Raw genomic sequence first — 22,518 nt, 5'->3', positions numbered from 1 at the left:
CGTGACCGGGCACCGGAGCGCCACCGACGAGGAGATAACGGCGCTATGCCGAAGAACAAGTCGCACAGCGGTGCCAGCAAGCGCTTCAAGGTCACCGGCTCCGGCAAGGTGCTCCGTGAGCGCGCCGGCAAGCGCCACCTGCTCGAGCACAAGTCGTCCCGCGTGACGCGTCGCCTCACCGGCAACGCCGAGATGGCCCCGGGCGACGCCGCGAAGATCAAGAAGCTTCTCGGCAAGTGACGTGCCCGGCGCTCCACCTGAGCGCCGCGCGTCTGGACCGGGACCCCATCGATACCGGGCCGTGTGAGTCCCCCCACGGCCCCGCTACAAGGAGTTAACAAGTGGCACGCGTCAAGCGGGCAGTCAACGCCCACAAGAAGCGCCGGGCGATCCTCGAGCAGGCCTCCGGCTACCGCGGTCAGCGTTCGCGCCTGTACCGCAAGGCCAAGGAGCAGGTCACCCACTCGCTGGTCTACAACTACAACGACCGCAAGAAGCGCAAGGGCGACTTCCGTCAGCTGTGGATCCAGCGCATCAACGCCGCTGCCCGCGCCAACGGCATCACGTACAACCGCTTCATCCAGGGTCTGAAGGCCGCGAACGTCGAGGTCGACCGCAAGATCCTGGCCGAGCTGGCCGTCAACGACGCCACCGCGTTCGCCGCGCTGGTCGAGGTCGCCCAGAAGGCGCTGCCCGCCGACGTCAACGCCCCCAAGGCGGCCTGACGCCGCGCTCGGCCCGAGCCGACGTGACTGGACGGACCCGCGGGCTGATGCCCGCGGGTCCGTTGTGCTGAGTGGAAACGAAGGTGAGCACCGCATGCCCCCCGTCAGCCCCGAGCTGATCTCCCCCCGGTCCCCCCGCGTGTCGGCCGCACGGCGGCTCGCCAAACGGAACTTCCGGGGCAAGGAGCGGCTGTTCCTCGCCGAGGGGCCGCAGGCCGTGCGGGAGGCCGCAGGGCACGGGCTGGTGGAGCTGTTCGCCACCGTCGAGGCCGCCGAGCGGTACGCCGACATCGTGGGCGAGGCCCGGGACGCGGACGCCCGGGTGCACCTCGCCTCCGAGCAGGTCATCGCCGACATCTCGACGACCGTCACTCCCCAGGGACTCGTGGGGATCTGCCGGTTCCTGGACACGCCGTTCGAGGAGATCCTCGCCGCCCGCCCGAAGCTGGTCGCCGTGCTCGCCAACGTGCGGGACCCCGGCAACGCAGGCACCGTCCTGCGCTGCGCCGACGCCGCCGGGGCCGAGGCCGTCGTGCTGACCGACGCCTCCGTCGACCTGTACAACCCCAAGGCCGTACGGGCCTCCGTCGGCTCCCTCTTCCACCTCCCCGTGGCCGTCGGCGTCCCCGTCGACGAGGCCGTCGCCGGACTCAAGCGCATCGGCGTCCGCGTCCTCGCGGCCGACGGCGCCGGCACCGACGACCTCGACGACGAGCTCGACAAGGGCACCATGGGCGGGCCCACCGCATGGGTGTTCGGGAACGAGGCGTGGGGGCTGCCGGAGGAGACCCGCGCCCTCACGGACGCCGTGGTGCGCGTCCCGATCCACGGGAAGGCCGAAAGCCTGAACCTCGCCACCGCGGCCGCCGTATGTCTGTATGCGTCGGCCCGTGCACAGCGCGCCTCCGGAGGGTGCCGCTCCGTCACCGAGAGCTAGTAGGGTGACCAGCTCGGGGGGCCACCTGCGCCGTCGAGAGGTGGGGTTTCGGGGATGAGTGTCGGCACGGGCAGGGCACGGGGAGCACAGGACGCGCCGCACGCGCCCGCGCCCCGGCACGGTGAACCCACCGGGCTCGGCATCGACCCCGACGACCTGCCCGACGGCCTGGTCGTCGCCGACGAGCAGGGCCACGTCGTCTGCTTCAACGCCGCCGCCGAACGGATCACCGCAGTCCCCGCCGAGGAGGCCCTGGGACAGCGGCTGGAGAAGGCCCTGCCCCTGGAGGACCTAGAGGGGCGCCGCTGGTGGCAGCTGACCGACCCCTACGGCGGACTCGCCATCCGGCAGCGGCAGCCCGAGCGCAACCTCCTGCTGCCCGGCGGCCGGGAGGTCCTCGTGTCGGCCCGCTATGTGCGCACCGAACCCACCGGGCCCGTCCGCCGCGTCGTCGTCTCCCTGCGCGACACCGAGGCCCGCCGCCGCACCGAACGCAGCCACGCCGAGCTGATAGCCACCGTCGCCCACGAACTGCGCTCGCCGCTGACCTCGGTCAAGGGCTTCACCGCCACGCTGCTGGCCAAGTGGGCGAGGTTCACCGACGACCAGAAGCGGCTGATGCTGGAGACCGTCGACGCCGACGCCGACCGGGTCACCCGGCTCATCGCCGAGCTGCTGGACATCTCCCGCATCGACAGCGGGCGGCTGGAGGTACGGCGCCAGCCCGTCGACATCGGGGCGGCCGTCGGCCGGCACATCCAGGCGTACGTCGCCGCGGGGCAGCCCGCCGACCGGTTCCTGCTCCGCCTGGAGCAGCCGCTGCCCGCCCTGTGGGCCGACCCCGACAAGATCGACCAGGTGCTGAGCAACCTGCTGGAAAATGCCGTGCGCCACGGCGAGGGAACCGTCACGATCGACATCACGGCCACGGAGTCCCCGCGTGAGGGCGAGGACACCGGCACGTCGGTCACGGTGAGCGACGAGGGGCCCGGCATCCCGGAGGAATCCATGAACCGCGTCTTCACCCGCTTCTGGCGGGGCAGCAAGCGCGGCGGCACGGGCCTCGGGCTCTACATCGTCAAGGGCATCGTCGAGGCCCACGGCGGCACCATCACCGTCGGCCGGGGCCCCCAGGGCGGCGCCGAGTTCCGATTTACGTTGCCCGTGGCGGCCCCGGCGTATCTCACCTGAGAGCCGGCAAGCGGTCCACGGGCGCATTCGCACACCGGAGGGCGGCTCCCGGACAGGCGCGGCCCTCCACCCCGTTAGACTCGGCCCTTGGCACCCTTGTGTCCCATGGACGGCCCTCTGACCTCTGCGTGAGTCGGTGACGGGGACCTTCAGCCAGCCAACCGGAAGCACGGGAAGAGATGTCGGCACCGAATAAGTCGTACGACCCTGTCGAGGTCGAGGCGTTGAAACCGGAAGAGATCGAGCGCATGCGGGACGAGGCGTTCGCCGCCTTCGCCGCCGCGGACTCCCTCGACAAGCTCCAGGAGGCCAAGGTCGCCCACACCGGCGGCGCCTCCCCGCTGGCCCTCGCCAACCGGGAGATCGGCGCCCTGCCCCCGCACGCCAAGGCCGCCGCCGGCAAGCTCGTCGGCCAGGCCCGCGGCGCCGTGAACAAGGCGCTGGCCGCCCGCCAGGCCGAGCTCGAGTCCGAGCGGGACGCCCGGGTGCTGGTCGAGGAGTCGGTGGACGTCACACTGCCCTACGACCGCGTACCGGCCGGCGCCCGGCACCCGCTGACCACCCTGTCGGAGCGCATCGAGGACGTCTTCGTGGCCATGGGCTACGAGGTCGCCGAGGGCCCGCAGGTCGAGGCGGAGTGGTTCAACTTCGACGCCCTCAACATCGGCCCGGACCACCCGGCGCGCGGCGAGCACGACACGTTCTTCGTGCAGGGCCCGCAGGGCGGCACCGAGTCCGGTGTCGTGCTGCGCACCCACACCTCGCCCGTGCAGATCCGCTCGCTGCTCAACCGCGAGCTGCCGGTGTACGTGATCTGCCCCGGCGTGGTGTACCGCACCGACGAGCTCGACGCCACGCACACCCCGGTCTTCCGCCAGGTCGAGCTGCTCGCCGTGGACGAGGGCCTGACCATGGCCGACCTCAAGGGCACCATGGACCACATGGTCCAGTCGCTGTTCGGCGAGGGCATGAAGACCCGGCTGCGGCCGAACTTCTTCCCGTTCACCGAGCCGTCCGCCGAGATGGACATGGTGTGCTACGTCTGCCGCGGCGAGTCCGTCGGCAACCCCGACCGCCCCTGCCGCACCTGTTCCAGCGAGGGCTGGATCGAGCTCGGCGGCTGCGGCATGGTCAACCCGCGGGTGCTCACCGCCTGCGGCGTCGACCCGGAGAAGTACAGCGGCTTCGCCTTCGGGTTCGGCATCGAGCGGATGCTGATGTTCCGCCACAACGTCGAGGACATGCGAGACATGGTCGAGGGTGACGTCCGGTTCACCCGGCCGTTCGGGATGGAGATCTGATGCGGGTCCCGCTTTCTTGGCTGCGGGAGTACGTCGACCTGCCGGCGACGGAAACCGGCCGTGACGTCCAGGAGAAGCTCGTCTCGGCCGGGCTCGAGGTGGAGACCGTCGAGCACCTCGGCGCCGACCTCAAGGGCCCTCTGGTCGTCGGCCAGGTGCTGACCATCGAGGAGCTGGAGGGCTTCAAGAAGCCGATCCGCTTCTGCACGGTCGACGTCGGCCGGGCCAACGGCACCGGCGAGCCCCAGGAGATCGTCTGCGGCGCCCGCAACTTCGCCGTCGGCGACAAGGTCGTCGTGGTCCTGCCCGGCGCCACCCTGCCCGGCGGCTTCTCCATCGCCGCCCGCAAGACCTACGGCAAGACCTCCCACGGCATGATCTGCTCCAGCGACGAGCTGGGCATGGGCGACGACGGCACGCACGGCATCATCGTGCTGCCGCCGGAGACCGAGGTCGGCAAGGACGCCGTCGAGCTGCTCGAACTCGTCGACGAGGTCCTGGACATCGCCGTCACCGCCAACCGCGGAGACTGCCTGTCCATCCGCGGCGTCGCCCGCGAGACGGCCCTCGCCTACGGCCTGCCGCTGCGCGACCCGGCCCTGATCGACGTGCCCGGTCCGAACGCCTTCGGCTACCCCGTCCAGGTCACCGACCCGCACGGCTGCGACCGCTTCACCGCCCGCACGGTGACCGGCCTGAGCCCCGAGGCCCGCTCCCCGATCTGGCTGCAGCGCCGCCTGCAGAAGGTCGGCGTGCGCCCGATCTCGCTCGCCGTCGACGTCACCAACTACGTGATGATGGAGCTCGGCCAGCCCCTGCACGCCTACGACCGCACCCTGGTCCAGGGCACCATCGGCGTGCGCCGCGCCGAGCCGGGCGAGAAGCTCGTCACCCTCGACGGCGTCGAGCGCAAGCTGGACGCCGAGGACCTCGTCATCACCGACGACCGCGGCCCGATCGGGCTCGCGGGCGTGATGGGCGGCGCCAACACCGAGATCGCCGACCACGCGGAGGGCGAGGGCACGACCGACGTCGTCATCGAGGCCGCGCACTTCAACGCGGTCTCCATCGCCCGTACCTCCCGCCGCCACAAGCTGTCCTCCGAGGCCTCCCGCCGCTTCGAGCGGGGTGTGGACCCGCAGGCCGCCGCCGCTGCCGCGCAGCGCACGGTCGACCTGCTGGTCCTCCTCGCGGGCGGCACCGCGGAGGCCGGCGTCACCGAGGTCGTCGCGCCGTCCGCGCCGCACACCATCGCCGTGGCGGCCGACCACCCCGACAAGGTGGCGGGCGTCGAGTACGGTCGGGAGACGGTCGTACGGCGGCTGCAGGAGATCGGCTGCGACGTGTACGGGCAGGACGAGCTGATCGTCACCGTGCCGTCCTGGCGCCCCGACCTCCAGGAGATCAACGACCTCGCCGAGGAGGTCATCCGCCTGGAGGGCTACGAGAACCTGCCCTCGACGCTGCCCAAGCCCCCGTCGGGCCGCGGTCTGACGCACCGGCAGCGGCTGCACCGCCGGGTCGGCCGCGCGCTGGCCGGCGCGGGCTACGTGGAGGCTCCGAACTACCCGTTCCTCAGCGAGCAGGTCTTCGACCAACTGCTGCTGGAGGCCGACGACCCGGGGCGCCGGGTCGTGAAGCTCACCAACCCGCTCAGCGACGAGGAGCCCGCGCTCCGCACCTCGCTGCTGCCGGGCCTGCTGGGTGCCCTGCGGCGCAACGTCGGCCGCGGCTCGCACGACCTGGCCCTGTTCGAGACCGGGCTGGTGTTCCACCCGCGCGAGGAGCAGAAGGTCGCCGTCGCCCTGCCCGTCGACCGGCGTCCGACCGACGAGGAGATCGCCGAGCTCGACGCCGCGCTGCCGGAGCAGCCGCGGCACGTCGCCGCCGTCCTCGCGGGCGCCCGCGAGCAGGCCGGCTGGTGGGGCAAGGGCCGCCCCGCCGACTGGGCCGACGCCATCGAGGCGGGACGCGCGGTCGCCCGGGAGGCCGGTGCGCAGCTGCAGGTCCGCAAGGGCCAGTACGGCCCCTGGCACCCCGGTCGCTGTGCCGAGTTCACGGTCGTCGCGGACGGCGCGGAGATCGTCGTCGGGCACGCCGGCGAGCTGCACCCGCGGGTGGTCAAGGCGCTCGGGCTGCCCGAGCGGACCTGTGCGGTGGAGCTGAACCTCGACGCGCTGGAGCGGGTCGGCGACGACACGCCCCAGGCGCCGAGCATCTCCACGTTCCCGGTGGCCACGCAGGACGTCGCCCTCGTCGTCGACAAGTTCGTGCCGGCCGTCGAGGTGGAGGCCGCCCTGCGCGACGGCGCGGGTGAACTCCTGGAGTCCATCCGGCTGTTCGACGTGTACGAGAACGAGGAGCAGCTCGGCGAGGGCCGCAAGTCGCTGGCGTACGCGCTGCGCTTCCGTGCCGACGACCGGACCCTGACCGTCGACGAGGCGTCCGCGGCCCGGGACGCGGCGGTCGCCGTGGCGGGCGACCGCACCGGGGCCGTCCTGCGGGGCTAGCCGGCACACCCTTCCCTCATTCGGGTGGCAACTCCGGGTGATCTGGTCGTATCGGACCATTCGCTCGACACAATCGGACCGGCCTTTCGAGGCCGGTCCGTCTGTGCTCTCGGGGCCTTTATGGGGGGCCATCGACATGATCAGGGTCAGGTCTCGCCTCTTCTGCAAGCGCTTGCTCCCCGCCAGGGCCGCCCCTCCTCCGGGGAGCCACGGCCCGTCACCTGCAAGCTGGCCCGCCCGCTCGCCCAGCAGAACGGGCTGCGGGCGCGCATCGTCACCAGTGCCGTGTTCTTCGTCGTCGGGACCGGGCTGGTCCTGCAGGCCCGGCGGGCGCTGCTGCGGGAGTTGCGGGGGGCCGGGGCGGTCGCCTGTGCGGCGCAGAGGGTGCTGGTGCGGCCCCTGCCCGCGCGGGTCGCCGGCTGAACCTCGCCGCGAACCAGCTGTCGGCCGATCCCGGTGCGGTCATCGGCGGAGACCTCTACGAGGTCATCGCCACCGAGCACGGGGCGCGGGTCGTGATGGGCGACGTGCGCGGGCACGGCCTCGCCGCCACGGTCGCCGCGGTCCTGGGCAGTTTCCGCGAAGCCGTGCACGACGAACCGGACCTGGGGCGCGTGCTGCGGCGGCTGGAGCGGGCGCTCGCCCGGCATCTGCGCGAGCGGGCGCGCGGGGAGCATCCCTCCGCCGGGGGCGAGCCGGACCATCCGGTCGCCGAGGAGTTCGTCACCGTACTGCTGCTGGAGATCCGGCCGGACGGCGAGGCGCACGTCCTCAACTGCGGGCACCCCTGGCCGTATCTGCTCGGACCGGCCCGGGCCGAACCGCTGTCGGGGCCGAACCGCTGCCTCCCCTCGGGCCGTTCCCGCTGCCCGCCGAACCGCCGGCCGTCGGCTGCGGCCGCTTGCTGCCCTGCGAGGCGCTGTTCCTGCACACCGACGGTGTCGAGGACGCCCGGGACGGACGGGGTCGGTTCTTTCCGCTGCCGGCCGTGCTCGCCGAGGCCGCCGGCGCCGGGCCCGTCTGCCCGCAGTCGGTGCTGCGCGCCGTCCTCGCCGCACTCCTGCGGCACGTCAGAGGCAGACCGGCCGACGGCGTCGCGCTGCTCGTCGTGCACAACGACCGCCGGCACGTCGTACGACAACCTCCCGGTGAGCCGGTCGGACACCGGGCGCACCGCCTCACGTGACGTCGAGGCCGCGAACCGTCACGCACCCCCACGGTGCGCCCGGCGCTCCCGCGTGGTCTCGGCGGGTTCGGTCATCGCTCGGGGCCCGGCGCGCCGTCCCCCCGCCACGGAGTGTCGGGCAGGCAGCGGGGTGGACGGCGCGGAAGCGGGCCGCCGCACTGTACGAGGGGGAGCCGGCGGCCCGGCCGGCCTCTTGCGAGGCATTTCAGTCAACCGGCTGGAAACTCTCCGCGACAGTGCGCGCACCCTGCGGATTCTTGTACTCCGTTCACACCCCGTGTGAAGGCGCTCCCACTACTCTGTCGGCACCGAGGCTCCCGGGGGGCACCCATGCAGCCCAACACTCTGCTCGACGCGATCCTGGACGAGGCGGGGATCTCGCACGCGGGGCTGGCCGCGCACGTCAATCAGGCGGGGCGCGCACGCGGTCTCGCCCTGCGGTACGAACACACCGCCGTGGCGCGGTGGTTGAAGGGCCAGCGGCCGCGCGGTCAGGTGCCCGACCTCATCTGCGAGGTCCTGGCGGTCCGGCTGCACCGCCCCGTCACCCTCGACGACATCGGCCTGGGCGTGCCGGGGGAGCCGTCGGCCCCGCACGGCACGTCCCTGTCCGGCTTCGTCGAGCGTGCCACCGCGCTGTGGCGTTCCGACGAGCAGCAGCGCCCGCACATCCTGGGCGCGCCCGCGGTGACGGGCACGCCCGCGGTCATGCCGGTGTGGGAGTGGGAGAACCCGCCCGAGGACGTCGACGTGTCGCGCGGGGGCAGGCACCGGGTGACGCCCGCCGACCTCGAGATGCTGCGCGCCGCCCGCACCCACTACGAGCAGATGTACCGCAAGGCGGGCGGCATAGCGACCCGCACCCGGATCGTGGGGTTCCTCAACGCCGAGGCCGCGCCGCTGCTGCGGGGCAGCTACACCGACGCGACGGGCCGTCAACTGCACCGTGCCACGGGCGGGTTGGTGGCGATCGCCGGCATCTGCGCCTACGACTCCGACGCCCACGGCCTCGCCCAGCGCTACTTCCACCAGGCCCTGCGGCTGGCGAAGGCGAGCGGGGACCGGGGACTGGGCGCCTATGTGATCGCCCTGCTGGTCAACCAGTCCCTGTTCATGCGGGAGTACCGGCAGGCCGTCGCCTTCGCGGAGGCCGCGCTGCGCGCCGCGGGCAAGCACATCACGCCCGCCCTGGCCTGCGACCTGTACGCGATGCAGGCGAAGGCGTACGCCCACCTCGGCGACGGCACGACCGCCCTGTCCTGCATCCGGCGTGCCGAGCAGGCCGCCGAACGCATCCGGCGCGGGTACGAGCCCGACGAGACCGGCTATGTCCAGCCCGGTCTGGTCAACGTCCAGGTGGCGGAGGCGCTGCTCAGCCTCGGTGAGCTCGTGGCGGCGGGGGAGCACGCGGCGGCCGCCGTGGACAACCCGGCGCACGACCGGGGGCGCGTACACCGGCTCGCGATGCTGAGCACGATCGAACTGCGCCGCGGCAACGCCGACAACGCGGTGGCCATCGCGGTGCAGATGGCCGAGCAGGCGCGCGGGATGGAGTCGCAGCGGCTGCGCGACAGACTCCGGGCGGTGCGCGAACACCTGGTGCGCAGCGGCTGCGCGGGCACCGCCGAGGCCGCCGAACTCATCGACGGGGCCCTGCGCGTCCCTCTGTAGACCGGTCGCCGAGCACCGCCGCGCCACAGTCCCTGCTGCGATATTGCCACTTACTCGACGGAAGGTGGCAGAACCGTGCAGTGGACGAAACAGAACGAACAAACTGTGTACTCAAACCGCTGGTTCAGCGTCAACCTCGCGGATGTCGAACTGCCGGACGGCCGGCATCTCGATCACTTCCTCATACGGCTGCGGCCCGTTGCCGTGGCCACGGTGGTCAACGAGGCCAACGAGGTCCTCCTCCTGTGGCGCCACCGCTTCATCACCGACAGCTGGGGGTGGGAACTCGCGGCGGGCGTCGTCGAGGACGGCGAGGACGTCGTCCACGCGGCCGCCAGGGAACTGGAGGAGGAGACCGGCTGGCGGCCGGGACCCCTGCACCACCTCATGAGCGTGGAGCCGTCCAACGGCCTCACCGACGCCCGGCACCACATCTACTGGTCGGACGAGGGTGAGTACGTCGGGCCCCCCGTGGACGACTTCGAGTCGGACCGCCGGGAATGGGTCTCCCTCAAGCTCGTCCCCGACATGGTCGCCCGCGGGGAGGTCCCGGCCGCCAACATGGCGGCCGCGTTACTGCTCCTGCATCACCTCAGGCTGGGGCAGGACGCCACACCCTGAGCCCCCACCCGCGTCCTGGTCCCGCCTTCAGTGGCCCAGGGCCTGCCATATCGTCGCCACGAGCGCCCCCACCGCGGTCAGCGTCGCGATCGCCGGCAGCGGCCAGCGGGCGTGTTCCAGTGCGATGATCCGTGCGCTCAGGTCGTCGATCTCCTTGTCGGTCTCCTCGGTGCGATGGTTGAGCAGGGCCAGTCCTCCCTCGACACGCGCGTAGGCGACATCGAGCCGACGGCGTAACTCTGCGAGTTCTCCATGGACCACGGGATGCTCGGGGTCGGCGGTCACGAGTCCGCTCCTTTCCGTAGTCGTCACATCCCTTGCATGCGCATGAAGAGTCAACTCGCCTGGTGGGCGCGAGGGGAGCGTGTGCGCGCGGCATATGCGGGCCCGGCGCGCACACGGTGTGTGAATGGCGCGGGCCCGGCACTCCGCGGAGTGCCGGGCCCGCGACCGTCGCACTGTGTCACCGGCACCCTGGAAGGGGCACTGTGCACGCAGGGGACGGCCGTCAGTCGTAGGTGTAGAAGCCCGAGCCGGTCTTCCGGCCGAGCCGGCCGGCGTCGACCATGCGCTGGAGCAGCGGGGGAGCGGCGTAGAGCGGCTCCTTGTACTCCTCGTACATCGAGCTCGCGATGGAGGCGATGGTGTCCAGACCGATCAGGTCGGACAGCTTCAGCGGGCCCATCGGGTGGGCGCAGCCCATCTCCATGCCGTTGTCGATGTCGTCACGGCCCGCTATGCCCGACTCGAACATGCGGATCGCGGAGAGCAGGTAGGGCACCAGCAGGGCGTTGACGACGAAGCCGGAGCGGTCCTGGGCGCGGATCGCGTGCTTGCCGAGCACCTTCTCGGCGAAGACCTGGGCGCGGCTGAGGGTGCCCTCGGAGGTGGTGAGCGCCGGGATCAGCTCGACCAGCTTCTGCACCGGGGCCGGGTTGAAGAAGTGGATGCCGACGATGTGGTCCGGGCGCGAGGTGGCGACCGCGAGCTTCACCAGCGGGATGGAGGAGGTGTTGGAGGCCAGGATGGCGTCCGGCCGGGTCACCACCTGGTCGAGGACCTGGAAGATCTCGGTCTTGACCTGCTCGTTCTCGACGACGGCCTCGATCACCAGGTCACGGTCGGCGAACTCGCCGAGGTCCGTGGTGAAGCTCAGCCGCGCCTGGGTCGCGTCCCGCTCCTCCTCGCTGATCTTGCCGCGCTCGGCCGCCTTGCCCAGGGAGTTGAACAGCCGGGTCCGGCCGATCTCCAGGGCCTCGCCGGTGGTCTCGGCGACCTTCACGTCCAGGCCGGACCGGGCGCACACTTCGGCGATGCCCGCTCCCATCTGGCCGCAGCCGACCACTCCGACGCGCTCGATGTCGGTCACATCGTCCCCTTCGCTGATCTACGAATCGGGCAGGTTACCCGCTGGTTCGGCGCCTGCTCCAAACCTGCACGTTACCTCCGGCGATCGTTGATCGATCGTTCGGGTACCGCGTGGCAGGCTGACGCCGGAGGGTGCCCGGGTCGACAATCGCGCCGGGACTCGCTCATCGGCACACGGAGGTCGGGGAATGCTGCACCGTAGGTCCGGTCTGTCACGGCGGGTGTTCGCGGTGACCGCCCTGTCGGCTCTCGCCGCGGGAGGCGGTGCCGCGGCGGCGGGTGCGGCGACGGCGGGCGGCGAGCCGAAGCGCCGGCGGGCCGCGCGCGAGATGCGGGGCGTGTGGGTGGCGACCGTGACCAACCGCGACTGGCCCTCGAAACCGGGGCTGACGGCCGACCGGCAGCGCGCCGAACTCGTCGCGATCCTCGACCGCGCGGTGCAGGACCGCCTCAACACCGTGATCTTCCAGGTGCGCCCGACGGCCGACGCGCTGTGGCCCTCGCCGTACGAGCCCTGGTCGCAGGTGCTCACCGGCACCCAGGGCGGCGCCCCGGGCTGGGACCCGCTGGGCACGGCCGTCGAGCAGGCCCACGCCCGCGGCCTGGAACTGCACGCCTGGTTCAACCCGTACCGCATCGCCAACCACACCGATCCGGGAAGGCTCGTCGCCACGCACCCCGCGCGCGTGCACCCGGACTGGGTGGTGACGTACGGCGGGAAGATGTACTACAACCCCGGCCTGCCCGAGGTCCGCGCCTTCGTGGAGAAGGCGATCCTCGACGCGGTGCGCAAGTACCCCCTCGACGCCGTCCACTTCGACGACTACTTCTATCCCTACCCGGTGGCCGGCCAGACCTTCGACGACGACGCGGCCTACGACCGCTACGGCGGCGGCTTCGCGAGCCGCGCCGACTGGCGCCGGGACAACATCGACAAGCTGGTGCGCGAGACGGCGGCCGGCATCAAGCGGATCCGCCCGGCCGCGCAGTTCGGCATCAGCCCGTTCGGCGTGTGGCGCAACGCGGCCACCGACTCCCGCGGTTCGGACACCAGGGCCGGTGTGCAGACGTACGACGACCTGTGCGCGGACACCCGCAAGTGGGTGCGGAAGAACTGGATCGACTACATCTGCCCGCAGATCTACTGGAACATCGGCTTCGCCGCCGCCGACTACGCCGAGCTGCTGCCCTGGTGGGCGGAGGTGGCGAAGGGCACCGCGACCAGGCTGTACATCGGTGAGGCCCTGTACAAGGCCGGCGACCCGGCACAGTCCGCGGCCTGGCAGGACCCCGCCGAACTGTCCCGGCACCTCACCCTGGGCGCGGACCACCCGGAGGTGCGCGGGCACGTGTACTTCGCCGCCAGGGACGTGGCGGCGGACCCGATCGGCGCGATGGCGAGGGTGGTCGCCGACCACTACCAGCGGCCGGCGAGGCCCCCGCGCTGAATCACGCCTGTGTTTCCCTGTGCCGGATCTCGGTGTCGGGGCCCGGTGAGCAGATGCCCGTGTGCCCGTCCTGGAAGCGGACGCGGTACGGAGGGGTGCCCTCCTGGCCCATGACTTCGACGATCTCGCCGACCTTGTCCTGTTGGCCTACCACCCTGCCGTGCTGGACAAGCTGGTCGCCCACGGTTGCACGCATCTTCGGTGCCTCCTCAGCAAGTGGGGGAGAAGCGGTCCGTGGCCCTGAGTCTACGGCGCCGAACGGCGGTGGGAAGGGGGCCGTTGGGCCCCTCAGCCCCGGGCCCGCTGGGTCACCGCGATGCACACCAGCACCGCCGCGGCCGTCAGCGGGGCGGCCACCGTCAGGTGCTCGCCGAGCAGCAGCACCGACCACACCAGTGTGAGCAGGGGCTGGCCCAGCTGCAACTGGCTGGCCTTCGGGATGCCGATGGCCGCCATGCCGCGGTACCAGACGACCAGCCCGAGGAACTGCGAGCCCGCCGCCACCCACAGCAGTCCCGCCACGGCGTGCCCGGTCAGGCGAACGGGTTCGTACGACAGCGCGAGCGCCGCGGCCGGCACGGACAGCGGCAGGCACAGCACCAGCGCCCAGCCGATGACCTGCCAGCCCGGCATGACCCGCGCCAACCGGCCGCCCTCGGTGTAGCCGGCCGCGCACACCAGCAGCGCCGCGAACAGGTACAGGTCGGCGGCCGTCAGCGCCCCGCCGCTCTGCTGCACGGTGAACGCGACGACCGCGGCCGCGCCCGCGAGGGCCGCCGCCCAGAACGTGCGCGAGGGGCGGTGGCCCATGCGCAGGGCCGACAGCAGCGCGGTCGTCAGCGGCAGCAGGCCGACCACGACCGCGGCGTGCGCGGTGGTCGAGGTGCGCAGGGCCAGCGTCGTCAGCAGCGGGAAGCCGAGGACGACACCGGCGGCGACGACCGCGAGGCCCGCCCAGTGCCGGCGGTGCGGTACCGGTACCCGCAGTGCCAGCAGACAGCCCCCGGCGATGACCGCGGCGAGCACGCTGCGCACGGCGACCAGCGACCACGGCCCGAAGCCCTCCAGCCCCCAGGCTGTGGCGGGGAAGGTGAGGGAGAAGGCGGTGACACCGAGCGCGGCCTGCAGGGTGCCGGAGCGCCGGTCCGCCGGTGCCGCCGGATCGGGGGTGCGGGCGCTGACCGCTATCGTGGTCGCCGTAGTAGCGCTACTCTGTGCTCTCATGCAACAGCGTAGCAGTGTGGCTGAGCTGGCGGAACAGCTGAAACAAGAGCTGAACCGCTACTCACCCGGTGGAAAGCTGCCGTCGAGTCGGGTCCTGGTCGAGCGGTTCCGGGTCAGCCCGGTGACCGTCTCGCGCGCCCTGGCCCAGCTGGCCGCCGAGGGCCTGGTGGTGACCCGGCCGGGGGCGGGCTCCTTCCGGGCCGCGCCGCGCGCCGCCGGAGCGCCCGTCGGCGACACCTCCTGGCAGGAGGTCGCGCTGAGCGCCGACGGCGCCGGCGACCTCGTCCCGCGCACGGTCGACGCCTCCGGCGTGGTCGTCTCGCTCGCCGCCCCGCCGCCCGGCGTCATCGAGTTCAACGGCGGCTATCTGCATCCCTCGCTGCAGCCGGAGCGGGCGATGGCGGCCGCCCTGTCCCGGGCCGGCCGCCGCCCCGGGGCCTGGGGGCGGCCGCCGATGGAGGGGCTGGAGGAACTGCGGGAGTGGTTCGCGCGCAGCATCGGCGGCGGGGTCACCGCGGCCGGGGTGCAGATCGCCGCCGGCGGCCAGTCCGCGCTGACCACCGCCCTGCGCGCACTCGCCCCGCCCGGCGCGCCGGTGCTCGTCGAATCGCCCACCTATCCCGGCATGCTGGCCATCGCGCGGGCGGCGGGACTGCGTCCCGTCCCGGTCCCGGTGGACGCCGACGGCGTCCGGCCGTCGCTGCTCGCCGACGCCTTCCGGGCCACCGGCGCCCGGGTCTTCGTGTGCCAGCCCCTGTTCCAGAACCCGACCGGCGCCGTGCTCGCCCCCGAGCGGCGCGGGGAGGTGCTGCGCATCGCGCGTGCGGCGGGCGCCTTCGTCGTCGAGGACGACTTCGTACGGCGGCTCGTGCACGAGGACGCCGGGCCGCTGCCCAGCCCGCTCGCCGCCGACGACCCCGACGGAGTCGTCGTCCACGTCTGCTCCCTGACCAAGGTGACCTCGCCGAGTTTCCGGCTGTGCGCCCTGGCCGCCCACGGCCCGGTCCTGGAACGGCTGCGCGCCATCCAGGTCGTGGACACCTTCTTCGTCCCCCGCCCGTTGCAGGAGGCGGCCCTCGAACTCGTCGGCTCACCGGCCTGGCCCCGCCATCTGCGGGCGGTCTCGGCGGAGTTGAGGGCACGCCGCGACACCATGACGGCGGCCCTGCGCCGGGAACTGCCCGAACTCGCCCTGCCGCACGTCCCGTCCGGCGGCTACCACCTCTGGCTCCGCCTCCCCGACGGGACCGAGGAGGCCGCCCTCGCCTCGGCCGCCCTGCGCGCCGGCGTCGCCCTCACCCCCGGCCGCCCCTACTTCAGCGCCGAACCCCCCGCCGCCCACGTGCGGTTGAGCTTCGCGGCGGTGGCCGGGGCGGGCGAGATCACGGAAGGGGTGCGCCGGCTGCGCACCGCCTGCGAGGAGGTGCTGGGATAACCGCTCGACGGCGGTGACCGGGGCCTGCGAGCATCCCGGCATGACCGACAGCGACACCCCGGACCTGCCCGAGGGCTACGAGCTCTCCACCGACCCCGGCCGCCTCGACACCGACCGCGTGCACCGCTGGCTGTCCACCGACGCGTACTGGGCGATCGGGCGGTCGCGGGAGAAGCAGGAGCGCGCGATCGAGGGATCGCTCAACTTCGGGGTGTACGAGAGGGTTTCCGGGGATCAGGTGGCCTATGCGCGGGTCGTCACCGATCGCGCCACCTTCGCCTGGCTGTGCGACGTCTATGTCGATCCGTCCGTGCGCGGCAAGGGCGTCGGCACGGCGATGGTGACGGCCGTACGGGAGCACCTGCGGCCTTTCGGGCTGCGGCGCGTCCTGCTCGCCACGTCCGACGCGCACGGCGTCTACGAGAAGGCGGGCTTCGCCGGGCTGGAGCGGCCCGAGATCTGGATGGCGCTCGAGTTCGGCTGAGCCGCTTCGGGTGACTTGTCCGCCAAATCCTGACCCACGGGTAAGGTTTCGGCCACCCTCGGTGACTCGTGAGCGACAGCCCTTGACCAGTAATACTTCACGATTCACCATCACCGCATGCAACTCAGGGTCACATTCCTCGCCGCCGCTCGCAGCGCCCCGCTGCTCGCCGAGCGCTTCGAGGACGACCGTCCGCTGGACCAGGCCGGCTGGGAGGAGGTGCAGCGCGTCGCCCACGAGCTGATCCCGCTCGCGGCGGCCGAGCTGCGCTACTGCTCACCCACGCCGCGCAGCCGGGCCACGGGCGACGCCCTCGGTTACGCACCGCTGGTGCAGCTCGCCCTGCGCGACTGCGACATGGGCCGCTGGCGCGGGCTCACTCTGGGCGAGGCGATGGCCCGGGAGCCGCAGGCGGTGGACGCCTGGCTCGCCGACCCGCGTTCCGCCCCGCACGGCGGGGAGTCGCTGCTGACCTTCATCGGCCGGGTCGGCGGCTGGCTCGACACCCGGCCCGTCGAGGACGGCGGCCGGATCGTCGCCGTCGCCGAGCCCTCCGTCGTCCGCGCCGCCCTCGTCTACGCCCTCAAGGCCCCGCCGTCGACGTACTGGAACCTCGACGTACGCCCCCTGTCGACGACCACCGTCACCGGCAGCGCGGGCCGCTGGAACCTCCGCTTCGACGCGGTGCCGGCCTAGCCTCCGCCCGCGCGGATGTACTCCGTCACCAGGACGAGGTCCTTCGCGGGACCCCGCACCCGCCACACGGTCCGCCAGCGGTCGGCGTCGCGAACGGTGAACTCGCCGCGGTAGAGGTCCGCCGAGCAGGGATGGTCGGCCACATGGCGGCCGGTGGAGAGGTCCAGGCCGTGGAAGGGGCGGCCGTCGGCGAAGCGCACGTCGGCCGTTCCCGGCGTGCTCCCGGGCAGGAAGCGCAGGGTGCGTTCGGCGGGGCGCGCGACGCCCTGCCAGACGAACGTGCCCGACTCGACGTGCAGCAGTCCGCCGCCCTTCAGTGGGCCGAAGTCGGTCGTCCCCTCGAAGCGCCCCTCGTCGCCGCCCGCGAGATCCCGCACCGTGCGCGTCACGTGCCAGCGCCCGCCGAGATACGCCAGGACGTCGGGCACGGGCCAAAAGGAGTCCGCCCGCACGCCTTCCTCCCGGTCCGGCGGTGCGTTCATGTCCCCGACCCTACGCCGCCCGCCGGCCACCGGGATCAGGCGGCGCCGGCCGGGGCGGTGTCGACGGGCCGCTGTCCGAGCGGCAGCAGTCCGCGCTCGGCGAAGACCTTCTTCGCGGCGAAGGTCGCGTTCAGGGCCTTAGGTATGCCGCAGTACACCGCCGAGTGGGTCAGCGCCTCGATGATCTGCTCGGGCGTGAGGCCCACGTTCAACGCCGCGTTGACATGCACGTCGAGCTGCGCCTCACAGCCGCCGAGCGCGGTGAGCATGCCCAGCGTCACCAACTGGCGGTCGCGCGGGGCGAGTCCGGGACGGTCGTAGATCTCACCGAAGGCCCAGGCGACGATCTGGTGGCCCAGTTCGGGGTTGATGTCGGCGAGCGAGTCGACGACCCGCTGACCCGCCTCCCCGTCGACCCGCTTCAGGACCTCCAGGCCGTGGGCGAAACGCTCTTCACGGGTGGTGCTCTCGTTCATGTCGGGTCTTCCGTCCCCGGCTGCCCGTCGAGCAGCCGTTCGTAGTGGGCGATCTTGGCGTCCAGCGCGCGGGCGTTGCGGCGCAGCGCCCGCATCCGGTCGGCCAGCTCGGCGCGGTGCTCGCGCAGCATCGCCAGCCGGTCGGCGACCGAGGCGTCCCCCTGCGCCCGCAGCCGCGCGTACCGCTGCATGCCGGAGATCGGCATTCCGGTGTCGCGCAGCCGCAGCAGGAACTCCAGCCAGAGCAGGTCGGCCGCCTCGTAGCGGCGCTGGTTGCCGGTGGTCCGGCCGACCCGCTCGATGAGACCGGCCTTCTCGTAGTAGCGCAGGGTGTCGTGCGACAGACCCGTGCGCTCGGCGACCTCGGCGATGGTCAGGGTCGGCTCCGGGTCCTGCGGGAGGGGGTGTCCGGTGGTCATGACAAGAACGGTAGAACCTGGAGCGCGCTCCAGGTCAAGCGGCTCCTCCCCCGGGCGTGGCCGGTGTTCTCAGTTCACCGCCACATCACGCGCCGGGGAATTCCCGTTTCCCGCCTGTTCATTTTTCTCTCGAATTCAAGCCCAGAGTCATTCGGAACAGACATTGTCACTTCCTGCCGACGGGGCAACCTATGGGGAATTCGATCCGTCTAACCCCGCGAATCGACGACCCGCGGGGAGTAACGAGCAATGCAGCGCCCTATCCTGTCCAGAATCGCCTCGAGTGGTATTTCCCCCGGAAACACACTGCAGTGAAACAGCGCCTCGCGAACCGGCCGGGGCGCGCGGCCGCGCTGCTCGCGGCGCTCGTCACGACCGCGGTGTCGTGCGCCGCGGACGCGCTCGCCCGCAGCCGGCCCTTCGGCCCCCGCACCCGTGACGTCAACGACCTGGGAAACCAGTACGTCCCTTTCCACGCCCACCTGTGGGACCTGCTGCACGGCCGCGCCGACGGCGGACTCCTCGTCAACTGGCAGTCCGGGTACGGCTCCAGCTTCCTGCCCGACCTCGGCACCTATCTCGGCAGCCCGTTCGCCCTGCTCGTCGGGGTGTTCCCGCGGGACGAGATCGACCTCGCGGTGTACGTGATCACGGTGCTGAAGACGGCGTCGGCGGGCGCCGCCATGGCCGTGCTGCTGCTCAGCCTGCGGCCCGGCCGCTGGTGGGCGGCGGGCCTGCTCGGTGCCTCCTACGCGCTGTGCGGCTGGAGCGTCGCGGTCGGCTCGTACAACCCGATGTGGCTGGACGGACTCTTGGCGCTGCCGCTGCTGTGCCTGGTGGGCGAGTGGACCCTGCGCCGGCGCCGGCCGCTGCTCGGCGTGCTCGTCGTGGCCCTCGCCTGGACCGCCAACTTCTACACCGCGTACATGGCCACCCTCGCCGCCGGCCTCGTCCTGCTGCTGCGGCTGGGGCTCAGCGGCCTCCCGGCCCGGCGGCGGCTCGGGACGGCCGGACGCGCGGCCGCCACCGTCGTACTGGGCGTGGGCTTGGCAGCCCCGCTGGTCACGGTGGTCTGGTTCGGCACCCGGCACGCCTACCCGGGCAGGACCGTGGCCTTCCGGCCGGTGTCCACGCCGGACCTGCTGGCCCGCCTCCTGCCGACGACGTACAGCTTCGGCAGTCCCGCCCTCTACGCCGGCACCGCGGCGCTTCTGCTCGCCCTCGCCCTGCCCTTCCACCGGGCGGCCCCGCGCCGGGTGCGGGCCGGCTGGCCCCTGCTGCTCACAGCGGTCGCGCTGTCGTTCCAGTGGGGCCCGACGCACCTCGTCTGGCACGCCTTCGCCACCCCGCAGGGCAGCCCCTACCGGCAGGCCTTCGTCCTGTGCGCCCTGCTGGTGATCACCGCCTGGCACACCCTGTCCCACGGCCTGCCCGGTCCGCGCGCCCGGGGCGCGGCGGGCGCCCTGCTCGCCCTGCTCACGGCGGTCGCGAGCCGGAGCACGCTGATGAAGCCCGTGAGCTGGGCGGTACTGGTGCTCGCGGTCGCGGGCGCGACCGGCGGGCTGGCGCTGCTCCGGGCGGCCGAGAGCCGCCGAGCGGCCTCCGGCGGTGGTTCGCCGCTCACCGCCCGCCGCCGTACCGCCCTGGCCGTGCTCGCCCTCGCCCTGCTCTTCGGTGGTCAGTTCGGCGAGGCGACGGCGACCTCCTTCGTGGCGACCCGGCAGCGCTACGGGCACATGGACGACTACGCCCCCTGGGGCGCCCGGCAGCGCGCACAGGCGCAGGCCGTCGCGCGGGCCGACGGCTGGCCCCGCTACCGCACCGACCCGGGCCGCGAGCAGACCGTCGGCAACGACCCGCTCATGGTCGGCGGCCAGGGCGCCCAGTACTACAGCAGCCTCACCTCGGACGTCCTCAGCCGCACCCTCACCGCGCTGGGCGGCGGCTGGACCTCCCGCGGTCGCAGCGTGCAGAGCCTGGACGATCCCGTCACCGACGCGATCTTCTCGGTCGGGGCGCGCGTGCACTCGCCCACCGACCCCCACCAGGGCTATCTGCCGCAGGTGGGCGGCCCGTCGAGCGTCTCCCGGCAAGACGTGCCGCCGCTCGTGACGGTGCGGCCCCGGCCCGACGCGACGCCCTTCGGCCCGTCGCCGTACCGCAACCAGGAACTGCTGCTCGGCAGCCGTGTCTACACCGTTCCCCGGATCGCCGTGCACGACGACGCGGGGGAGCCGGTCCGGGCCGGGCGGGTCGGATCGGGCAACGCCCTGGCCGCACCGTTGATCACGGCGGACTGCCCGGCCGGGAGCCAGGTCCAGCTGTGGGCCCCGTACTTCTCCGGCACCGCCCGCCTGACGGACCGGACCGCGTTCTTCCGCTCCGCCCGCCCCCGCAACCGTGCCGCCATGGAGCCGCTCGGCACCGCCCCGGCCTCCGGACGGGTCCGCATCCGGCTGACCCCCGACCGCCCCGGCAGCATCCCTCAGGGCGCCGTCGGCTGCCTGGACACCGCCCGGCTGCGCGCGGCCGTGGAGCGCCTCAAGGCCTCCGGCGCCACCCGCGTCACCGTCTCCGATGCCACCGTCCGGGCCGAACTGCCCGCCGGCAGCAAGGGGATCGCGGTCGTGGCGGCACCCCGCATCGCCGGCTGGCGCTGCGCCACCGGCGACGGCGCCGCCGTACCGGCGTCCGACCACCACGGCCTGATCGCCGTTCCCCTCGACGGCACCTCGACCACTGTGACCTGCACCTTCCACCCGCCCGGGCTGCGGCTCGGCACCAGTGTCGGGGCCGGCTCGCTGCTGACCCTGGCCCTGCTCGGCGTCCTGGCCGCCGTCCGCCGACGACGCGGCACACCGCCCTCCTCCCCGTCCCTGCCCACCCGACCGCGCGAGCGCGTGCCCGGCGCTGCCTGACCGCGTCCCAGGGGGACCCATGCTCATATCGATCGTCGCACCCTGCTACAACGAGGAAGCCGTCCTCGACCGCTTCCACGAAGAGGTCCAGAAGGTCGCGGAGGAACTCCTCCCGCTCGGCCACGACATGGAGTTCGTCTACGTCGACGACGGCAGCCGCGACCGCACCCTCGCCGTCCTGCAGCGGCTGGCCGACCGCGACGCCCGCGTCCGGTACGTCTCGCTCAGCCGCAACTTCGGCAAGGAGGCGGCCCTGCTCGCCGGTCTGCGCCATGCCACGGGTGACAGCGTCGTCGTCATGGACGCCGACCTCCAGCACCCGCCGGCGCTGATCCGGCGCATGGTGGAGCTGCGCGCCAAGGGCTACGACCAGGTCATCGCCCGCCGCACCCGCACCGGCGACAGACTGACCCGCACCTTGGCCGCCCGCCTCTACTACCGCCTGGTCAACCGGCTCGTCGACGTCCGGCTGGTCGACGGCGTCGGCGACTTCCGGCTGCTGTCCCGCCGGGTCGTGGACGCGGTGGTGAACCTCACCGAGTACAACCGCTTCTCCAAAGGGCTCTTCGCGTGGGTGGGCTTCCCCAGCACCACCTTCGAGTACGAGAACGCCGCCCGGGAGGCCGGCCGCAGCTCCTGGAGCATGCGCGGACTGCTCAACTACGGCCTGGACGGACTCCTGTCCTTCAACAACCGCCCCCTGCGCGCCGCACTCCACCTGGGCATGGTCCTGCTGCTGATCGCAGGCCTGTACACGGCGTGGATCGTGGGCGCCGCGCTCGTCAACGGCGTGCAGACGCCCGGCTACGTCACCATCATCACCGCCGTCACCGGCCTGGCCGGAGTCCAGATGGTCATGCTCGGGGTGATCGGGGAGTACACCGGCCGGATCTACTACGAGGTCAAGGGACGCCCGCACTTCCTGGTGAAGGCGACCAACGTCGAACGCGCGAAGAACCTCGTTCCGTGATGTCCCGGCAGCTTGTGATGTTCGCCGTCATCGGCGTCGTGAACACCGGCACGTATTACGGCCTCTACCTGTTGTTCCTCACGGGTGTTCCGTATCTCGCGGCGCATGTTCTCGCGTCCCTGCTCAGTATGGTCGGTTCCTTTTTCCTCAATGCGCGGTTCACCTACCGGACACCTCCCACCTGGCGGAAATTCCTGCTGTTCCCCCTGTCGAACGCCACCAATTTCGCGGTCACGACCGCGGGCCTGTACGTGATCGTGGACGTGCTGCACGCCGGAAGCCGTTTCGCGCCGCTGCTCGCCTCCCTCTGGGCGATCCCGGCGACCTTCGTCGTCTCCCGCTGGGTGATGCTGCCCGGGGCCGTGCCCACCCGGCGCGAACCCGCCGCGGCACCGCATGACGATGCACGGGATTGCATAAAAGTGCAGTGAAACGTATAGTCATGCCGTCCAGGAG

At 72.4% G+C, this 22,518-nt stretch carries 22 protein-coding genes and 1 pseudogene; 16 read left to right on the top strand and 7 right to left on the bottom strand.

Annotated elements, in window-relative coordinates:
- Nucleotides 1-45 precede the first annotated feature (45 nt).
- From rpmI to LN251_RS01600, 9 genes and pseudogenes are all read left to right on the top strand, one after another.
- Nucleotides 46-240 (top strand): 50S ribosomal protein L35, encoded by a 195-nt coding sequence (rpmI, locus tag LN251_RS01640; RefSeq protein WP_004933563.1) that lies wholly within the window; start codon nt 46-48, stop codon nt 238-240.
- 101 nt (nt 241-341) lie between these two features.
- Complete coding sequence (rplT, locus tag LN251_RS01635) at nt 342-725, top strand: 50S ribosomal protein L20 (RefSeq protein WP_004933571.1); 384 nt, start codon at nt 342-344, stop codon at nt 723-725.
- 94 nt (nt 726-819) lie between these two features.
- Nucleotides 820-1,662 (top strand): TrmH family RNA methyltransferase, encoded by an 843-nt coding sequence (locus LN251_RS01630; protein ID WP_458242752.1) that lies wholly within the window; start codon nt 820-822, stop codon nt 1,660-1,662.
- A gap of 54 nt (nt 1,663-1,716) precedes the next feature.
- Nucleotides 1,717-2,853 carry a sensor histidine kinase gene (locus LN251_RS01625; RefSeq protein WP_058926395.1) on the top strand — a complete coding sequence of 379 codons (1,137 nt, stop codon included), beginning with the start codon at nt 1,717-1,719 and terminating at the stop codon, nt 2,851-2,853.
- 179 nt (nt 2,854-3,032) lie between these two features.
- Nucleotides 3,033-4,154, top strand: a complete 1,122-nt coding sequence (pheS, locus tag LN251_RS01620; protein WP_458242751.1) for a phenylalanine--tRNA ligase subunit alpha — start codon at nt 3,033-3,035, stop codon at nt 4,152-4,154.
- Nucleotides 4,154-6,664 (top strand): phenylalanine--tRNA ligase subunit beta, encoded by a 2,511-nt coding sequence (gene pheT, locus LN251_RS01615; protein ID WP_458242750.1) that lies wholly within the window; start codon nt 4,154-4,156, stop codon nt 6,662-6,664. Before pheS ends, pheT begins: the two co-directional genes overlap by 1 nt.
- A gap of 120 nt (nt 6,665-6,784) precedes the next feature.
- Nucleotides 6,785-7,850, top strand: a pseudogene (locus tag LN251_RS01610) (PP2C family protein-serine/threonine phosphatase).
- Nucleotides 7,851-8,180: 330 nt separating this feature from the next.
- Complete coding sequence (locus LN251_RS01605) at nt 8,181-9,521, top strand: transcriptional regulator (protein WP_249836649.1); 1,341 nt, start codon at nt 8,181-8,183, stop codon at nt 9,519-9,521.
- A gap of 75 nt (nt 9,522-9,596) precedes the next feature.
- The gene (locus tag LN251_RS01600) at nt 9,597-10,142 is read left to right on the top strand and encodes an NUDIX hydrolase (protein WP_249836650.1); all 546 of its coding nucleotides are present in this window, start codon (nt 9,597-9,599) and stop codon (nt 10,140-10,142) included.
- Nucleotides 10,143-10,169: 27 nt separating this feature from the next.
- Here LN251_RS01600 and LN251_RS01595 read toward each other — a convergent pair whose 3' ends face one another.
- Together LN251_RS01595 and LN251_RS01590 are read right to left on the bottom strand one after the other, a co-directional pair.
- Nucleotides 10,170-10,427 (bottom strand): hypothetical protein, encoded by a 258-nt coding sequence (locus tag LN251_RS01595; protein WP_058926401.1) that lies wholly within the window; start codon nt 10,425-10,427, stop codon nt 10,170-10,172.
- A 223-nt stretch (nt 10,428-10,650) separates the two neighbouring features.
- Complete coding sequence (locus LN251_RS01590; RefSeq protein WP_058926402.1) at nt 10,651-11,511, bottom strand: 3-hydroxybutyryl-CoA dehydrogenase; 861 nt, start codon at nt 11,509-11,511, stop codon at nt 10,651-10,653.
- Between the two features lie 187 nt (nt 11,512-11,698).
- Here LN251_RS01590 and LN251_RS01585 point away from each other — a divergent pair, with 187 nt between their 5' ends.
- A complete protein-coding gene (locus LN251_RS01585; RefSeq protein WP_458242749.1) occupies nt 11,699-12,958 on the top strand; it encodes a glycoside hydrolase family 10 protein in 1,260 nt (419 codons plus the stop codon).
- Nucleotide 12,959: 1 nt separating this feature from the next.
- Here LN251_RS01585 and LN251_RS01580 read toward each other — a convergent pair whose 3' ends face one another.
- Nucleotides 12,960-13,154: a DUF1918 domain-containing protein gene (locus tag LN251_RS01580; RefSeq protein WP_458242748.1), complete on the bottom strand. Its 195-nt coding sequence runs from the start codon at nt 13,152-13,154 to the stop codon at nt 12,960-12,962.
- A 92-nt stretch (nt 13,155-13,246) separates the two neighbouring features.
- Nucleotides 13,247-14,182, bottom strand: coding sequence for a DMT family transporter (locus LN251_RS01575; protein ID WP_458242747.1), 936 nt, complete (start codon nt 14,180-14,182; stop codon nt 13,247-13,249).
- Between LN251_RS01575 and LN251_RS01570 the strand changes: the two genes are divergently transcribed.
- The 3 genes from LN251_RS01570 to LN251_RS01560 all read left to right on the top strand — a co-directional run bounded on the left by LN251_RS01570 (nt 14,181) and on the right by LN251_RS01560 (nt 16,797).
- Complete coding sequence (locus tag LN251_RS01570; RefSeq protein ID WP_458242746.1) at nt 14,181-15,617, top strand: aminotransferase-like domain-containing protein; 1,437 nt, start codon at nt 14,181-14,183, stop codon at nt 15,615-15,617. The genes LN251_RS01575 and LN251_RS01570 overlap by 2 nt on opposite strands.
- 40 nt (nt 15,618-15,657) lie before the next feature.
- Nucleotides 15,658-16,101, top strand: coding sequence for a GNAT family N-acetyltransferase (locus tag LN251_RS01565; protein WP_458242745.1), 444 nt, complete (start codon nt 15,658-15,660; stop codon nt 16,099-16,101).
- Between the two features lie 117 nt (nt 16,102-16,218).
- The gene (locus tag LN251_RS01560; protein ID WP_249836656.1) at nt 16,219-16,797 is read left to right on the top strand and encodes a histidine phosphatase family protein; all 579 of its coding nucleotides are present in this window, start codon (nt 16,219-16,221) and stop codon (nt 16,795-16,797) included.
- On the opposite strand, the gene LN251_RS01555 is transcribed toward LN251_RS01560, so the two are convergent.
- From LN251_RS01555 to LN251_RS01545, 3 genes are read right to left on the bottom strand one after another with little or no spacing between them, the layout of a single operon-like run.
- The gene (locus tag LN251_RS01555; protein ID WP_458242744.1) at nt 16,794-17,279 is read right to left on the bottom strand and encodes a DUF6314 family protein; all 486 of its coding nucleotides are present in this window, start codon (nt 17,277-17,279) and stop codon (nt 16,794-16,796) included. The genes LN251_RS01560 and LN251_RS01555 overlap by 4 nt on opposite strands.
- A gap of 35 nt (nt 17,280-17,314) precedes the next feature.
- On the bottom strand, nt 17,315-17,755 hold the full coding sequence (locus LN251_RS01550) for a carboxymuconolactone decarboxylase family protein (protein WP_458242743.1): 441 nt from the start codon (nt 17,753-17,755) through the stop codon (nt 17,315-17,317).
- Nucleotides 17,752-18,174 carry a MerR family transcriptional regulator gene (locus LN251_RS01545; protein WP_458242742.1) on the bottom strand — a complete coding sequence of 141 codons (423 nt, stop codon included), beginning with the start codon at nt 18,172-18,174 and terminating at the stop codon, nt 17,752-17,754. Before LN251_RS01545 ends, LN251_RS01550 begins: the two co-directional genes overlap by 4 nt.
- Before the next feature lie 311 nt (nt 18,175-18,485).
- Here LN251_RS01545 and LN251_RS01540 point away from each other — a divergent pair, with 311 nt between their 5' ends.
- From LN251_RS01540 to LN251_RS01530, 3 genes are read left to right on the top strand one after another with little or no spacing between them, the layout of a single operon-like run.
- Entirely contained in the window at nt 18,486-21,092 is a 2,607-nt protein-coding gene (locus tag LN251_RS01540) for a YfhO family protein (RefSeq protein WP_458242741.1), read from the top strand.
- 19 nt (nt 21,093-21,111) lie between these two features.
- Complete coding sequence (locus tag LN251_RS01535; protein ID WP_458242740.1) at nt 21,112-22,062, top strand: glycosyltransferase family 2 protein; 951 nt, start codon at nt 21,112-21,114, stop codon at nt 22,060-22,062.
- Nucleotides 22,062-22,493: a GtrA family protein gene (locus LN251_RS01530; protein WP_458242739.1), complete on the top strand. Its 432-nt coding sequence runs from the start codon at nt 22,062-22,064 to the stop codon at nt 22,491-22,493. Before LN251_RS01535 ends, LN251_RS01530 begins: the two co-directional genes overlap by 1 nt.
- The last annotated feature ends 25 nt before the right edge of the window (nt 22,494-22,518 follow it).

The sequence above is a fragment of the Streptomyces sp. MAI_2237 genome (genome assembly GCF_054189285.1).
Note: the sequence above shows the minus strand (reverse complement) of the source record. Positions and strands in the feature narration are given on the sequence as shown.

Bases quoted from the DNA above. Each gene is read 5' to 3' on its own strand.
- LN251_RS01630 (WP_458242752.1), top strand. From the start codon at position 820: ATGCCCCCCGTCAGCCCCGAGCTGATCTCCCCCCGGTCCCCCCGCGTG.
- LN251_RS01580 (WP_458242748.1), bottom strand. From the start codon at position 13,154: ATGCGTGCAACCGTGGGCGACCAGCTTGTCCAGCACGGCAGGGTGGTA.
- rpmI (WP_004933563.1), top strand. From the start codon at position 46: ATGCCGAAGAACAAGTCGCACAGCGGTGCCAGCAAGCGCTTCAAGGTC.
- LN251_RS01565 (WP_458242745.1), top strand. From the start codon at position 15,658: ATGACCGACAGCGACACCCCGGACCTGCCCGAGGGCTACGAGCTCTCC.
- LN251_RS01555 (WP_458242744.1), bottom strand. From the start codon at position 17,279: ATGAACGCACCGCCGGACCGGGAGGAAGGCGTGCGGGCGGACTCCTTT.
- LN251_RS01535 (WP_458242740.1), top strand. From the start codon at position 21,112: ATGCTCATATCGATCGTCGCACCCTGCTACAACGAGGAAGCCGTCCTC.
- LN251_RS01575 (WP_458242747.1), bottom strand. From the start codon at position 14,182: ATGAGAGCACAGAGTAGCGCTACTACGGCGACCACGATAGCGGTCAGC.
- LN251_RS01570 (WP_458242746.1), top strand. From the start codon at position 14,181: ATGCAACAGCGTAGCAGTGTGGCTGAGCTGGCGGAACAGCTGAAACAA.
- LN251_RS01625 (WP_058926395.1), top strand. From the start codon at position 1,717: ATGAGTGTCGGCACGGGCAGGGCACGGGGAGCACAGGACGCGCCGCAC.
- pheT (WP_458242750.1), top strand. From the start codon at position 4,154: ATGCGGGTCCCGCTTTCTTGGCTGCGGGAGTACGTCGACCTGCCGGCG.
- LN251_RS01530 (WP_458242739.1), top strand. From the start codon at position 22,062: ATGTCCCGGCAGCTTGTGATGTTCGCCGTCATCGGCGTCGTGAACACC.
- LN251_RS01605 (WP_249836649.1), top strand. From the start codon at position 8,181: ATGCAGCCCAACACTCTGCTCGACGCGATCCTGGACGAGGCGGGGATC.
- LN251_RS01585 (WP_458242749.1), top strand. From the start codon at position 11,699: ATGCTGCACCGTAGGTCCGGTCTGTCACGGCGGGTGTTCGCGGTGACC.
- LN251_RS01550 (WP_458242743.1), bottom strand. From the start codon at position 17,755: ATGAACGAGAGCACCACCCGTGAAGAGCGTTTCGCCCACGGCCTGGAG.
- pheS (WP_458242751.1), top strand. From the start codon at position 3,033: ATGTCGGCACCGAATAAGTCGTACGACCCTGTCGAGGTCGAGGCGTTG.
- LN251_RS01560 (WP_249836656.1), top strand. From the start codon at position 16,219: ATGCAACTCAGGGTCACATTCCTCGCCGCCGCTCGCAGCGCCCCGCTG.
- LN251_RS01545 (WP_458242742.1), bottom strand. From the start codon at position 18,174: ATGACCACCGGACACCCCCTCCCGCAGGACCCGGAGCCGACCCTGACC.